Raw genomic sequence first — 15,490 nt, 5'->3', positions numbered from 1 at the left:
GCCGTCGTATTTTGAAAGCATCTAACGAAGCATAAAGGACTTTGAAACCCGCCAGAATGGCGTCTCTCAGGTATTCCACTTCTGTGTTACATCGATTTAAAAGGCAACAACCATTTCTACATCAATGAGCCTTGAATTGAAAAACCTGAGAGACTCTGAACTGACCAGATATTTAATGGGATTGGTATAATGTATTGCATAGCACTGAACAAGTGGTTGATGAGTATCAACAAGATCAATTGTGAAATGTTAGCGTAAAAATACCCCAGACGGACATAAAGATTTGTCTGCGCAACTTGAATAAAATTGCTACAATACGCGGTATCTGGATAAGAGTTGTTTTAACTTTTTCCAACACCAATCAAATTTATTATCTGTTCCTTCTGGCGAGATTAATCGTTCGCAAATAGCGGCAATCACAGTTCATATAGAGCATCTGTATGATTTTTCGTTGTGCTATTAAACGGTAATGTGACGCAGTCATGGCTCATTTATATAATGGTATTGGTTTATTTTTGCAGAATTTATCTGCTTTTTTACCTTTCGATATCAGAGGATATTCGCCTTGAGTCAGTCAACTGTACAAGCTGTTAATACGGCTTTCGCATCACTTAATTTAAAACCTGAATTACTTGAAAACCTACAAACCATGGGTTTTGAATCGATGACTCAGATCCAAGCTGAAAGCTTACCGCCAATATTGGCTGGTGAGGATGTCATTGGCCAAGCTAAAACGGGTTCAGGTAAAACGGCTGCATTTGGTTTGGGGTTGCTGAATAAGCTTGAAGTAAAGCGTTTTCGTATTCAAACCATGGTGTTGTGTCCAACACGTGAATTAGCTGACCAAGTAGCCAAAGAAATTCGTACTTTGGCCCGTGGTATTCATAATATTAAAGTATTGACCTTATGTGGCGGTGTGCCAATGGGGCCGCAAGTCGGTTCATTAGAACATGGAGCACATATTATTGTGGGGACGCCAGGTCGTATTGTTGATCATTTAGACCGTAACCGTTTAGATTTAAGCAACATGAATATGCTGATTTTGGATGAAGCCGATCGCATGTTAGAAATGGGCTTTCAGCAGCACATTGATCAAATTATCGCAGCCGCACCGCGTGAGCGTCAGACCCTGTTATTTAGTGCAACGTTCCCAGATCAAATCAAGTCAATTGCCGATCAAATCATGTATAACCCTGTGATGGTTAAAGTTGAAGAGAAGCATGACAACTTAACTATTGATCAACATTTTTACCGAATTGAAGATAGCCAAGGTCGTCTTGAAGCGTTGCGATTATTGTTACTTGATAAGCAGCCAGAAAGCTCGGTAGTTTTTTGCAATACTAAGCGTGAAACTCAACAAGTGGCAGACTCATTAGCTGAGTTTGGTTTTAGTGTGTTAGCGTTGCACGGCGATTTAGAGCAACGCGATCGTGATCAAATGCTATTACAATTTGCGAACCGCAGCGCGCGTATTTTAGTCGCGACCGACGTGGCAGCACGTGGTTTAGATATTGATGCTCTCGATGCCGTATTTAACTACCATATTGCTTATGATACCGAAGTGCATATTCATCGTATTGGTCGTACTGGTCGTGCCGGTAGCTCGGGCGCTGCATATACTTTTTTTAGCGATGACGATGGCTATAAAATGGCAATGATTGAAGAAGCGATGAACAAAGACGTTGTTGCTGAGCCATTACCGCCAATGAGCGCTCTAAACAAACAGCCTCTAGCTGCAGAAATGATCACGATTCAAATTGATGCGGGTAAAAAGCAAAAAGTGCGTCCAGGTGACATTGTGGGGGCATTAACGGGTGGCAACGGTTTAGATTTTAATGATATTGGTAAAATCAAAGTGACAGATTTTCGTGCTTATGTTGCCGTCAATAGTAAGGTGTCCAAGCAGGCGCTTAATATTATTAATAAAGGTAAATTGAAAGGTCGCAGTTACCGCGCATGGTTTATGTAATCGTATAACTTGTAGGGGTTACTTATAAAAAACCGGTGAACAATCTTCACCGGTTTTTTTATGCTTTATCGCGTGTTAGCTTTTAACTTTAGCGTTGGCATAAGGGCTCGAGCCGCTGGTTGATGTAACAGGGGAGGTGCCGCTGCGACGTGGTGGACGATTTCGTTGTGGTGGCTTATTTCCATTGGCAATAGCTTCTTGTCTGTTACCAGGTGCTTTTGGTTTGCTGGCACCTTGTGACTGAGTGTCATTGCTGCGTGATTGCTGACGCGAGTCATATTTACGCGCAGGCTTATCACCTTGAACACCATTGTTAGCATGCTGTTGTGCATGTTTGCTGCGGTTTGGGTTTGGCTTTTTAACACTGTTCCCTTTATGACTGCTCGCACGGCTACTGGCTTCTGGGATTGTAAACGGTGCTTCAAAACCTGGCAGTTGTTTACGCTCAATCACGCGCTTAATTAATCGTTCAATATCATGCAGTAATTTTACTTCTTCAAGGCCAACCAAAGATACAGCTTGTCCAGTTGAGCCAGCACGGCCTGTACGGCCAATACGATGTACATAATCTTCTGGTACATTAGGTAAATCAAAGTTAACTACAAAAGGCAGTTGGTCGATGTCAATACCTCGGGCGGCAATGTCAGTGGCAACCATAACCTGCACCGTACCGGCTTTAAAATCGGCAAGGGCTTTGGTTCGTGCTGTTTGGCTTTTATTACCATGAATGGCAGCAGCTTTAATATTGGCCGCCTCTAAACTTTTAGCTAACCGATTAGCGCCGTGTTTTGTACGCGAGAAAACCAAAACTTGTTTCCAATCATTAGTCTTAATCAGCTCTATCAACGCCATTGATTTACGGGTCTTATCCAATGGATAGACACATTGAGTAACCGTATTAGCCGTGGCGTTGCGGGGAGTAACCGAAATTTCTACCGGATTATTCACTAACCCTTTAGCGAGATCGCGTATTTCGTCAGAAAAGGTTGCAGAAAACATCAAATTTTGACGTTTAGCGGGTAATAGTGCTAATACCTTTTTAATGTCGCGAATAAACCCCATGTCGAGCATGCGGTCAGCTTCGTCTAATACTAGAATTTCTAATTTATTAAAGCTAATGGCTTTTTGTTGGCATAAATCGAGCAATCGGCCTGGTGTCGCAACTAAAATATCGACCCCATTTCTCAATGCTGCTAATTGCGGCACAATTGATACTCCACCGAATACAACGGCCGATTTTAACGGTAAGTTGACACCATAAGTGGCGACACTTTGTTGTACTTGCGCGGCAAGCTCACGAGTTGGTGTTAATACTAATGCACGGACTTGGCCACGTTGGGCACGTACGCCTTTAGACAATAATTCTAAAATTGGTAGGGTAAAACCGGCTGTTTTCCCAGTCCCTGTTTGTGCTGCTGCCATAACATCTTGGCCAGCTAAAACGGCTGGAATGGCTTGCGCTTGAATTGGAGAGGGGGTGTCGTAACCTTGTTTTTCAACCGCTTTTAAAATAGCAGCATTCAGACCAAGTGAGGAAAAACTCATAGAAAAATCTCTTAGGGCAACACATTGTTGCTTTGAATAAAAGGTAGCCATAAACGGCGGCCGTGAAGCTTACCTGAAAACCGTTATAAGTGCTATCAAATCCCTGTGAGAGTAACAATGTTTCGTGTGAATTTGTGGTCAATAATGACTTTTTTATGAAACATCTACCTTTGAATTTTGTGCCAGTTGTTCTTTCGCGATTAACATTTGTTCGAGATAAACGGTTGGTTTTATATACCAAAGGACGCAACAGTTTGATATCAGGTTTCTCTTTGTAGGAATTGTTTACAACAAGCCTATTCAATAAAGATGATAAAGGCCGTTTAACCAACCCTTTTAGCTGCGTTTGTGGCTGGTTTTTCACAGTATTAACGTTTACTTAATGTAGAATGACAACTTATCAGCATTGCCATATGCGACTTTCTTCTTGAAAGATTGGCAGGCACTAAGCCCTCTGTAATGGCTTTGAATGAAATAGTGTTAATCTTGATGGCTGAACAAGTGCTAAAAGCGGATATATTACATACAATGAAAGGGTAATCTAGTTTCTATATAGATATTCAGTAACTTAACTGTACATATTGAGCTGAAGGTGTTTATTTACCGATGAAATTAACGGCGCTATCACATATCGAGAAAACGGCGTATGAGCTCAGAGATCATGCTCATGCCGTTATCAAGAATGTGCTGTTAATGTCTAATATTTCTACTTTAGAGTTACAACTAGCCATGCGTCAGCTATCTAGCCATAGCCGAGTGGCATTACACTTTCATCCAGACAGGGTTGATAGTCGGGGCCTTAGTGTTGTTGAAGGTTTATTACGTGATGGTGTATATAAAAGCCAGTTTGAAACCCATGTGTCTAATGGACATTTATCGCCTGAACTCGGCGGTTCACGCGATCATTGGGAGAATCAATTATTTGGTAATAGCTATTCTGGCATTAAACATCGACCTAAGTATGGGGCGTTAGATTTTGGCTTATGCCCATTAGGTCCCGCTCCTCGTTTCGGCAGTTGCTACTTGATAACCCACCCACAAATATTGCCCCGCTGCACGTTTAGTTACATGGACTCTTACCGTTTACCTAAAGAAAAAGGCACGATAAAGTGTTTCGATGCCATTTTAGCGGCATTATTAAGTGAAAGTTTTGAACGTCAATATGCTTTAGGGATCACGGGCCTTAAACCCAACACGTTAATTAAACATTTTAGTCAGCATTTAACCGATCCACTCAGTACGCGCTTTAACAGCGAGCCTTGCGGCAATTTAGATCATTACATTGAAGCGCAAATTCATGGTGATGTGCTGTTAGAAAAAGACGCGGCACATTTAGTCGCGGATCCGTCATTTATTGGTAGTACCATTGGCGGTTTACTAGAGGCATTATGTGAAGAATATGACATAGAATTGCATTGGCATAATGGTCGGCAAATTCATGTTGCTGATGTGCCCGATGATTTTAGAGGTGCAGCTATGCCAACATTGGCACAAAGCATTGCTGAAGATGAGTTAATCAACGCTGAAATCATTGGCCGCAAGGCATATCAACTGCAAAAACAACCTTCATCGTGGAGCGAACGTGGTGCGCATTTTAAAAAGCTTCAAGATTTAAAGTTGTTGTGGCACGTGTTGATAAGATATGGTCATAGCCCTTAACGATAAATCACAGATCTAGCCTAATAGATTAAGGTATTTATATAACCTGCCATTGTTTTTTTAATGCATTTTTAGTTAGTTTTAAGCATTAACTAAGAGTCCATTAGCAAAATGTGAATCAGTTAACATTTACACTGTTTAAGGTGTTATCTCATGTCCAGTGCTGCGATACTGGCGCATTAAAGTAGTCATCGATAACACTGCCGGAGCGTTATGGATAAGTCGTTAGAACAATCTTTAGCTAAATGGCTTAAAAGCCAACAATCTTCATGCGGAATTTTCCTTAAATTATCTATCTTATGTGGTGTGTTAAATGGCATAGCCATTGTCGGCCAGGCTTATTGCATTGCGCGTATTTTGCAAGGTGTAATTATGCAAAATATGTCGATAAGTGAATTAAACATCGAATTTATTGGATTAATTGTACTGTTACTTATTCGCGCATTATTAGCCCAAGTACGTGAACGGGTAAGCTTTGAAGCAGGTAAACGGTTGCGGAGTGACATCCGCCATGCAGTGCTGCATAAACTCGTTGATTTAGGCCCTGTATTTATTAAAGGTAAACCAGCTGGCGCATGGGCAACCTTGCTATTTGAGCAAGTTGAAGATTTACATGATTATTACGCAAAATATGCTCCGCAAATGATGTTGAGTGGGTTTATTCCACTGCTTATCTTGGTGTGTGTTTTGCCATTAAATTGGGCTGCAGCGGCCATCCTATTAACTACCGCACCGCTTATTCCTTTATTTATGATTCTCGTGGGCATGGGGGCGGCCGATGCTAACCGTAAAAATGTTAATGCATTATCTCGATTAAGTGGCCACTTTATGGACCGTTTAAAAGGCTTACAAACCGTTAAATTATTTTATCGTGGTGAAGCCGAGTTAGTGAATATTGAAACCGCATCAGAAGATTTTCGTGCTCGGACTATGTCGGTATTGAGGTTGGCATTTTTAAGCTCGGCGGTATTAGAGTTTTTTGCTGCTGTATCGATTGCGGTATTGGCTGTGTATTTTGGGTTTAGTTATTTAGGCCATTTAGATTTTGGCCATTATGGTGTTGGTATTAGTTTGTTTACCGGCATGTTTGTATTGATTTTAGCGCCTGAATTTTTTCAGCCTCTGCGTGATTTAGGGACCCATTACCATGCTAAAGCCCAGGCTATTGGCGCTGCAGAATCGTTAGTTGAATTATTAGAGTATCAAGTTGAGGGCGATGTTGATGTAACGCAAGCTAAAAGCCATTTTTCGGCAGATAGTATTAGCATTCAAGCCATAGACCTTGAGGTGTTCAGCCCTGGCGGTCAGCGCTTAGTAGGACCCATATCATTCACGTTACCGGCTGGAGAGCATTGGGCCATAGTTGGGCCAAGTGGTGCAGGCAAAACCAGTTTGCTGAATGTGCTGTTGGGGTTCTTACCTTACAAAGGTAGCTTACTGGTTAATCACCAAGCCTTGTCCAGTCTTCAGTTAGCGGATTGGCGGCGTCATTTGGCCTGGCTTGGTCAAGATCCACAATTATTTCATGGAACAGTTCGAGATAACATTGCATTGGCTAATCCGCAATTAACCGATCCGCAAATAATGACCTTGCTTGAGCAAGCAAACATTAGCGACTTTGTGCAACAAAACCCGCAAGGGCTCGACCTAATCATTAGCGATCAAAGTGCAGGCGTATCTGTTGGGCAAGCGCAACGTTTTGCTTTGGCTCGTGCATTGGCACAACCTGCAAAATTGTTTTTACTCGACGAACCCACCGCCAGTTTAGATGCGCAAAGCGAGCAATTTGTTTTAGCGTCATTACAACAAGCAATGCATGCTGCCAGTGCATTAACTGTGACTCACCGGCTTGATGATTTGCAAGCGATGGATAATGTATTAGTTATGGATAATGGTCTTATTGTGCAACAAGGTCATGTTAACGAACTTGAGCATGTTGATGGTCTTCTGGCGCAAATGCTTAATAAGCAGGAGGAGATCTAATGCGGCAGTCAGTTGAACGGATCCCTTTGAACGTATTAACACCTTTTCTGCGTTTATTTCGTCGCCAATGGTTGATGATGTTAGTAGGGCTTTTTCTCTCATTTACGACCTTGCTTACCGGCATTGGGTTATTGTCATTATCGGGTTGGTTTTTATCTGCCACAGCGGTGGCGGGCTTGACGATTGCGACAGCACAAGTGTTTAATTTTTTTACTCCCGCTGGTGGCGTACGTTTTTTTTCTATCGCGCGAACAGCCAGTCGGTATGGTGAACGTTTAGCGACGCATGAAGCCACGTTTAAACTGTTAACTGAGCTGCGCATTTGGGCGTGGCAAAAGTTATTACCACTGAGTGCAGCTAATTTACAGGGATTGCGCAAAGGCGACTTACTGAATCGTTTAGTAGCAGACATCGATACGTTAGATCATTTGTACTTGCGTTTACTAACACCGCTGCTTGCATCCTTGATGATGATTGGTGTGTTGGGAATATTTTTAAGTTGGTTTGATATCAGCTTAGCGTTGAGCTTATGCGGTGTGTTGTTGGCTGCTTGGTGTGTGTTGCCAGTATTGTTTTATTTGCTCGGTCGAAAACCTGGGCAGGCATTGATTAATGCTAAGCGCAATTATCGAGTCATGTTGTTGGATGTTATCCAAGGTCAAGCTGAGTTAAGTTTGTTTGGCGCAAATGAACGTTATTTAGCTCAACTTGAGCAAGCACAACAGCGACTGTTTAGTCAGCAAACTGCGATGGCTAATATTACTGGTTTAAGCCAAGGCATGTTGATTTTAGTCAATGGTATTGCGGTATTGTTAATGTTGTATTTAGCCAGCCAAGGTGTGGGCAGCGTTAACCCTCCAGGGCCGTTAATGGCATTAATGGTGTTTGCAACGATGGCGAGCCTAGAAATGATGATGCCAATAGCTGGCGCATTTCAACACTTGTCGAGCACCTTACTTGCTGCACAACGTGTGACAGAAGTGACTGAACAAGCGCCTGCAATTAGGTTTAATCCGCAAAGTGAATTACGGGCTACAACAGGGGCGTTGCAATTGCATGATGTACATTTTGCGTATCATGACAATACCCCGATTTTGCAAGGAGTAGACTTAACCCTTAATGGGGGCGATAAAGTGGCTATTGTTGGCCCTACTGGTTGCGGTAAGTCAAGTTTACTCGGATTACTGACTCGTGACTGGTCTTCTCAGCAAGGTGATATTATTTTCGATGGGCAACCTCTGGCAGACTTCAGCGAAGCTGAACTGCGTGCGTCGATGACGGTCGTCAGTCAACGAATTTACTTATTTGCAGGTACCCTGCGTGAAAATTTAGCGTTAGCATTACCTTTTCAACAAGGTGAGGCTAAAAAAGCCCACGATGAACGTTTTGTCGATGTATTGCAGCAAGTGGGGTTAAGCACCTTGTTAAGCAGCGATAAACCACTCGATATGTGGATCGGTGAAGGGGGGCGACAGTTATCGGGTGGAGAGCAGCGCCGAATAGGCGTGGCTAGAGCGTTATTACGTAATGCACCGTTATTATTACTCGATGAACCCACTGAAGGGCTTGATAAACGTACCGAGCGCGAGATCTTGTCGGTACTGCTGGATTTTGCGCAAAACAAAACCTTGTTGATGATTAGTCATCGCACCACGGCATTAGATAATATGGATGCGGTTTATGTTATGCAACAAGGAAAATTAACCCGTCAGCATTGAGGTTTATGCTTATTGCATTAATTAGGGAACAAGCATAAATAGATCGGAATGTAACAACCTTTCTGACCTGTGAATTACATAAACCTTTTGTAGTTGATGCGATATGTTGACCAACTTCACAAATTTGCGATTAGGTTATGTTCCAAAATTACAATCCTCGCTGGGAGTGTGATCTTTGTTCATATATTAGCACTTGCAAACATATACCATAAGCTATCGAATTTTTTTGGATGGTGATTTTAATGGCTGGTGTTACAAATCCAGTGATAACCATTAAGCGGGGACTTGATATCCCGATTACTGGTGAACCACTACAACAAATAGATGGCGCGCCTAAATCCACTCAAGTTGCGCTAATTGGCGAAGAATATGTAGGCCTAAAACCAACCATGATGGTTGAAGTTGGCGATCGTGTTGTGAAAGGCCAAGTGGTGTTTGAAGACAAAAAAACACCAGGGGTGCGATTTACTGCGCCAGCCAGTGGTGTTGTCTCTTCCATTAATCGTGGTGATCGTCGTGTATTACAATCAGTGGTCATTGATTGTGATGCCGAACAATCCGCTGCGATGGTCCTTGAACCACAAGAACTGAATACTTTAACACGTGAAAATGTGCAACAAGGCCTAGTCGATAGCGGTTTGTGGACTGCGTTTAGAACACGACCTTTTTCACGGGTGCCACAACTAGATGCCACTCCCGCAGGTATTTTTGTCACGGCAATAGACACCAACCCACTTGCCGCTGATCCACGCGTTATCATCGCTACTCAGCCAGAAGCTTTTAATGCTGGGTTACAGGTGTTGAGCTTATTAACGCCAGGCAAGGTGTTTTTATGTCAAGACGATGGTACATCTTTATTAGCTGAAACCAATACCAATGCTTTGTCGACCATCAATGTACAACGATTTAACGGTGTGCATCCTGCGGGGTTGGTGGGCACCCACATTCATTTCTTGTTACCAGCCAGTATTGAGCGTCAAGTATGGCATTTGGGTTACCAAGACGTGATTGCTTTTGGCAAACTGTTTTTAACTGGTGAATTGTATACCGACCGCATCGTGTCGCTGGCTGGCCCTAATGTACTCAAGCCGCGTTTGGTTCGCACCCAAATGGGGGCAAAAATCAGTGAATGGCTTAAAGCTGAAATTAACCAACGTCATTCTCGTATTGTGTCGGGATCATTATTGTCAGGTCATACAGCCACAGGTGTTTATGACTACCTAGGTCGATTCCATAATCAAATCAGCGTACTGACCGAAAATGATCGCCAAGAGTTATTACCTTGGGTACGTCATGACAGCAGTAAATTTTCGCTAACTGGTATTATGATGTCAGGGTTTAGTCGCACCAAAAAATTGTTCGATATTACCACTCATGCAGGTGGCTCCGCTCGCGCCATGATGGCGTTTGGCCAGTTAGCCCGCGTGATGCCACTCGATATTTTACCGATCTTATTAGTACGCGATTTAGTGGTACGAGATACCGATGAGGCGCAATTGCTTGGCGCATTAGAGCTAGATGAAGAAGATTTAGCCTTATGTACTTTTGTGTGCCCAGGTAAGTATGATTTTGGTAAAGAACTTCGTGCTTGCCTAGATATTATCGAGAGGGAAGGTTAATGAGTCAGCAACAGAAAAAGCCCAGCAGCCAAGATAGATATTACGCTCATGGCGACTCGATGCGGAGCTATTTGCGTTCATTGTGGATAGCTAATGGTCGCAGTACTAAAGGCCATGTGCATATTCGCGACGCAATCGATGTTAAACGTACCATGCACATCGTGGGTATGTGTTTATTCCCAGCCATGTTATTTGGCATGTACAACTTAGGTTTGCAAGCGCAGCTCGCTATTATTGCCGGCGCGACTCAACCAGATGCATGGCAAATCGCTTTATATAACCTGTTATTTGGTCCATTAACCGAAGGCGCTGGTTTTATTAGCTTGTTTGCTTATGGCGCCAGTTTTTATGTGCCATTTTACTTAACGGCGTTAATTGTGAGCTTAGTGTGGGAGGTGGTATTTGCCAAAGTGCGTCGCCAAGAACTGCATGAAGGCTTCTTTATTACCGCGTTACTGTTCTCGTTAATATTACCGATTTCGACCCCATTATGGATTGTGGCCCTAGGCCTTAGTTTTGGTGTAGTAGTGGCAAAAGAAATGTTTGGTGGCATGGGGTATAACTTTTTAAACCCTGCATTGGCTGGTTATGCATTTATCTATTTTGCTTACCCTACCGAAGTGGTGTCATTAGGCCAATTTGTGGCAGTAGATGGTTTTTCTGGTGCGACAACCTTAACCCTAACTGCCGCTAAAAAACTCAGTTTTGTTGATGTGAGTTGGTTCAGTGTATTAAGCGATAGCACCTGGTGGGATGCCTTTTTAGGCTTTACCCCTGGTGCCGTAGGTGAAACCAGTACCTTAGCTATTTTAATTGGCGGCGGCATTTTATTGCTTACTCGTGTAGCAGACTGGCGTGTTGTTGCTGGGGTAATGTTAGGGATGATCGTCACCGTGGTGTTGTTTAACCACTTTGGTTCGAGCAGAAACCCAATGTCGGCTATGCCGTGGACATGGCACCTTGTCACTGGTGGTTTTGCTTTAGGAATGATGTTTATGGCCACAGATCCTGTGACCGCATCTTATACCCGCAAGGCAAAATTCGCTTTCGGTTTTATGATTGGTTTGATGACCATAGTGATCCGTTTACTTAATGCAAAAATGCCTGAAGGCATCATGTTAGCCATTTTGTTTACCAATTTATGGGCACCGTTATTCGACTACCTAGTCGCTCAAGCTAATATCAAACGGAGACTAAAACGTCATGGCCTTTAAGAAAGATACCGTTACTGGGACAATGATTTTTATTATCGTTTTAAGCTTAGTGTGCTCATTTATGATCACCGGTACTGCGGAGATTTTAAAAGAACGTAAGCTGGCTAAAAAGCGTGATGAAGTGAAGCAATTTGTATTAAAAGCTGCTGGCATCGACATCAGTCAAGGTGACTTTAGTGACCTGTTTGAACAACGTGTTAAACCTAAAATGGTTAATTTAGCCAGTGGTAAAGTGACTGAAAAAGACAATTTGCTGGACTTTGATGAACGTATGGCAGCAATTAACCCAGATTCGTCGACTAAACCTAAAAAAGATACGGCCAAAATTAAAACCATGGCGACTGATATTCGTATTTTCGAGGTTTATGATGTCAATGGTCAATTGTCTAGCATCGTCATGCCGATATACGGTAAAGGCTTATGGTCGATTATTTATGGCTACTTAGCGATTAAGCCTGACTTGAATACCATCGAAAATATTGTGTTTTATGAACACGGTGAAACGCCAGGTATTGCCGACTTTGTTACCGACCCGCAATGGTTGGCTCAGTGGAAAGGCAAAAAGTTGTTTAATGAAAAAGGCAAAATTGCCATTAAGGTTATTAAAGGCGGCGCTAAAGACGGCGACATTCACGGCATCGATGGTGTCAGTGGTGCGACGCGCACAGGCGTAGGTATTCAACGCTTAGTTGAGTTTTGGTTTGGTGTTGAAGGGTATCAAACCTATTTACACGCTATCGCTGCGGAGGGTAAGTAAATGAGCCAAGTCAGTTCGACTCGCGAAATTCTAACATCACCTATTTTTGCGAATAACCCAGTCGCTATGCAGGTATTAGGTGTGTGTTCGGCGTTAGCGGTAAGTAATTCAATGCAAACAGCATTAGTCATGACCCTAGCGGTGACTTTTGTGTTGGTGTTTTCTAACTTAATTATTTCCAGTATTCGCCACTTTATTCCAAACAGTGTGCGTATTATTGCGCAAATGACCGTGATTGCCTCGCTGGTGATAATCGTCGATATGGTGTTACAAGATGTCGCGTATGAGTTGTCTAAGCAATTGTCGGTGTTTGTCAGTTTAATTATTACTAACTGTATCATTATGGGGCGTGCTGAAGCGTTTGCTATGAAGCACCCACCTCATTTAGCTGTGGTGGATGCATTAGGTAATGCAATGGGTTACGGCTTAATTTTATTGGGTGTGGCGTTTATTCGTGAACTGTTAGGGCGTGGCAGTTTATTTGGTCATGACATTTTTACCACCATTGAAAATGGCGGTTGGTATCTTGCCAATGAAATGTTCACCTTACCGCCTAGCGCATTCTTTTTAATTGGCGTGATGATTTGGGCCATTAAAGTCGTTCAACGTAAGCGCAGATAAGGAAGCATTATGGAACACTATATTAATTTATTTATCCAAGCTGCGTTTATCGACAACATGGCGCTGTCATTTTTTTTAGGGATGTGTACTTTCTTAGCCGTGTCTAAAAAAGTGTCTACAGCCTTTGGTTTAGGCATCGCGGTGATTGTGGTAATGGTGCTTGCAGTGCCTTTAAACCAGCTGATTTATGTCAACATTCTTGCTCCTGGCGCATTAGCTTGGGCTGGGTTTGCTGAGCTGAATTTAAGCTACTTGCAGCTTATTACCTTTATTGGGGTTATTGCCGCATTAGTACAAATTTTAGAGATGTTTTTAGACCGTTATATTCCTACTTTATATCAATCGTTAGGCATATTTTTACCTTTGCTGACCGTAAACTGCGCCATCTTCGCTGGGGTAATTTTTATGGCTAACCGTGACTACAACTTTACCGAATCAATTGTGTTTGCATCAGGTTCTGCGGTGGGTTGGGCTATGGCGATTGTGTTACTTGCAGGACTTCGTGAGCGAATGAAGTTTCATGCTATTCCTGATGGTTTACAAGGTATTGGAATTACCTTTATTACCACTGGATTAATGGCGCTTGGGTTTATGTCATTCGCTGGCATCACGTTATAACGCATTAAGAGAAGGGTTATATAATGGAAATGGCAATTGGTATTGGCATGTTTACCATTGTGGTGTGCATGTTAGTGATGGTGATTTTACTTGCCAAACATAAGTTGGTGAGTACCGCAGATGTCACCATAAGCATTAACGGCGATGCTAGTAAAAGCGTTAGAACACCTGCAGGCGACAAGTTACTGGGCGCATTAGCGGGACAACAAATATTTATTCCATCAGCATGTGGTGGCGGCGGAACTTGTGGCCAGTGTCGCGTTAAAGTGAAGTCTGGTGGCGGTGATATTTTAGCAACTGAACTGGATCATATTACGAAGAAAGAAGCTAAAGAAGGTTGTCGTTTAGCCTGCCAGGTTGCCGTACGTACAGACATGGAACTTGAGGTTGACGAAGAAATCTTTGGGGTAAAAAAATGGCAATGCGAGGTCATTTCAAATAACAACCAAGCAACCTTTATTAAAGAGTTGTTATTAAAAATCCCTGAAGGCGAAGAAGTATTATTTAAAGCTGGTGGTTATATTCAAATTGAAGCGCCTGCGCATGAAGTGCGTTATGCTGATTTTGATATTCCTGAAGAGTATCGTGGTGACTGGGTTAAATATGGCTTATTTGATTTAGTGTCTACTGTTGATGAAGATGTATTACGTGCTTATTCTATGGCAAATTACCCTGATGAAAAGGGGACAATTATGCTCAATGTGCGTATTGCAACGCCGCCTAAAGAGGGATTGCCACCGGGTAAAATGTCGTCGTATATTTTTAATTTAAAAGCCGGAGACAAGGTAATAATTTCAGGACCATTTGGTGAGTTTTTTGTTAAAGAAACCGATGCTGAAATGGTATTTGTTGGCGGCGGTGCAGGTATGGCACCAATGCGTTCGCACATATTTAACCAATTAAAAAGTGTTAAAACCAAGCGTAAAATGAGTTTTTGGTATGGGGCTCGTTCAACTCGCGAAGTGTTTTATCAGCAAGATTTTGATCAACTCGCCGCAGAAAATGACAACTTTGTATGGCATGTGGCGTTGTCTGATCCATTACCAGAAGATAATTGGACCGGGTATACAGGCTTCATTCATAACGTGTTGTACGAAAATTACCTAAAGCAGCATAAGGCACCAGAAGATTGCGAGTTTTATATGTGTGGACCTCCAATCATGAATGCGTCTGTGATCGCTATGCTAGAAAGCTTAGGTGTCGAGTCTGAAAATATTTTGTTGGATGATTTTGGCGACTAATCGTAAAAGCACTATGAAGAAAATCCCCAATCGTATTAATACGCTTGGGGATTTTTTTATGATGGTGAGGTTAACCTAAACGTTCAGAAAACGCTAAGTAGCGCAGCACTTCGTCTTTGTTGAAGCTCAGCTCATCGCCATTTTGTTCGCTCGACAGTAGATTTTCTCTGGCATAACGCTTGATGGTCGTCGGACTTTTATCGAGTATTTTGCAGACCTCATCTAAAGTTAAATAATCATTCTGGCTCATATTCATCTCCATCATTACAGTTTGTTGGGTAAGGTATACAACTGTCTTCTATATTATTAATCTCGTTTTCTATCTTTATTGTATTATACCAATCCTATTAAATATGTGATCTTTCAGCGGGAGTTCAAAGTGTTGTAGGCAAGGCAGATGATTGAAGCGAATAGTGATTCTCGGTAACAAGCTCCTGCGTTACTCTACCTCCAGCATCTGACCGCCATGGATGGTGGGAATGTCTTATTTTTTATGGAAAAAATAGACCATGCAGTCGTATTTTGAAAGCATCTAACGAAGCATAA

The 15,490-nt window shown here is 42.4% G+C and carries 12 protein-coding genes; 10 read left to right on the top strand and 2 right to left on the bottom strand.

The annotated features are described in order from the left end of the window. The first annotated feature begins 565 nt into the window (after window positions 1–565). On the top strand, window positions 566–1,969 hold the full coding sequence (dbpA, locus tag ACWXWT_RS16310) for an ATP-dependent RNA helicase DbpA (protein WP_456042633.1): 1,404 nt from the start codon (window positions 566–568) through the stop codon (window positions 1,967–1,969). Window positions 1,970–2,044: 75 nt separating this feature from the next. Here dbpA and ACWXWT_RS16305 read toward each other — a convergent pair whose 3' ends face one another. Further along, window positions 2,045–3,514 carry a DEAD/DEAH box helicase gene (locus ACWXWT_RS16305; RefSeq protein ID WP_456042632.1) on the bottom strand — a complete coding sequence of 490 codons (1,470 nt, stop codon included), beginning with the start codon at window positions 3,512–3,514 and terminating at the stop codon, window positions 2,045–2,047. A gap of 606 nt (window positions 3,515–4,120) precedes the next feature. Between ACWXWT_RS16305 and ACWXWT_RS16300 the strand changes: the two genes are divergently transcribed. The 9 genes from ACWXWT_RS16300 to nqrF all read left to right on the top strand — a co-directional run bounded on the left by ACWXWT_RS16300 (window position 4,121) and on the right by nqrF (window position 14,944). Next, on the top strand, window positions 4,121–5,173 hold the full coding sequence (locus ACWXWT_RS16300; protein WP_456042631.1) for a DUF3626 domain-containing protein: 1,053 nt from the start codon (window positions 4,121–4,123) through the stop codon (window positions 5,171–5,173). Between the two features lie 213 nt (window positions 5,174–5,386). Continuing rightward, on the top strand, window positions 5,387–7,156 hold the full coding sequence (gene cydD, locus ACWXWT_RS16295; RefSeq protein ID WP_456042630.1) for a heme ABC transporter permease/ATP-binding protein CydD: 1,770 nt from the start codon (window positions 5,387–5,389) through the stop codon (window positions 7,154–7,156). 26 nt (window positions 7,157–7,182) lie between these two features. After that, on the top strand, window positions 7,183–8,874 hold the full coding sequence (gene cydC, locus ACWXWT_RS16290; RefSeq protein ID WP_456042634.1) for a heme ABC transporter ATP-binding protein/permease CydC: 1,692 nt from the start codon (window positions 7,183–7,185) through the stop codon (window positions 8,872–8,874). 242 nt (window positions 8,875–9,116) lie between these two features. Beyond that, entirely contained in the window at window positions 9,117–10,493 is a 1,377-nt protein-coding gene (locus ACWXWT_RS16285) for a Na(+)-translocating NADH-quinone reductase subunit A (protein WP_456042629.1), read from the top strand. Continuing rightward, window positions 10,493–11,707, top strand: coding sequence for an NADH:ubiquinone reductase (Na(+)-transporting) subunit B (locus ACWXWT_RS16280; protein ID WP_456042628.1), 1,215 nt, complete (start codon window positions 10,493–10,495; stop codon window positions 11,705–11,707). The genes ACWXWT_RS16285 and ACWXWT_RS16280 overlap by 1 nt, the downstream gene beginning before the upstream one ends. Next, on the top strand, window positions 11,697–12,464 hold the full coding sequence (locus tag ACWXWT_RS16275; protein ID WP_456042627.1) for a Na(+)-translocating NADH-quinone reductase subunit C: 768 nt from the start codon (window positions 11,697–11,699) through the stop codon (window positions 12,462–12,464). Before ACWXWT_RS16280 ends, ACWXWT_RS16275 begins: the two co-directional genes overlap by 11 nt. Then, window positions 12,465–13,085: an NADH:ubiquinone reductase (Na(+)-transporting) subunit D gene (locus ACWXWT_RS16270; RefSeq protein ID WP_456042626.1), complete on the top strand. Its 621-nt coding sequence runs from the start codon at window positions 12,465–12,467 to the stop codon at window positions 13,083–13,085. A 9-nt stretch (window positions 13,086–13,094) separates the two neighbouring features. Then, window positions 13,095–13,703, top strand: a complete 609-nt coding sequence (gene nqrE, locus ACWXWT_RS16265) for an NADH:ubiquinone reductase (Na(+)-transporting) subunit E (RefSeq protein WP_456042625.1) — start codon at window positions 13,095–13,097, stop codon at window positions 13,701–13,703. Between the two features lie 23 nt (window positions 13,704–13,726). Beyond that, window positions 13,727–14,944 carry an NADH:ubiquinone reductase (Na(+)-transporting) subunit F gene (nqrF, locus tag ACWXWT_RS16260; RefSeq protein WP_456042624.1) on the top strand — a complete coding sequence of 406 codons (1,218 nt, stop codon included), beginning with the start codon at window positions 13,727–13,729 and terminating at the stop codon, window positions 14,942–14,944. A gap of 70 nt (window positions 14,945–15,014) precedes the next feature. On the opposite strand, the gene ACWXWT_RS16255 is transcribed toward nqrF, so the two are convergent. After that, a complete protein-coding gene (locus tag ACWXWT_RS16255) occupies window positions 15,015–15,194 on the bottom strand; it encodes a helix-turn-helix domain-containing protein (protein ID WP_456042623.1) in 180 nt (59 codons plus the stop codon). Window positions 15,195–15,490 lie beyond the last annotated feature (296 nt).

The sequence above is a fragment of the Shewanella sp. A22 genome, from assembly GCF_053850585.1.
The sequence above is the reverse complement of the archived record's forward strand: the minus strand, read 5'-3'. Positions and strand labels throughout refer to the sequence as shown.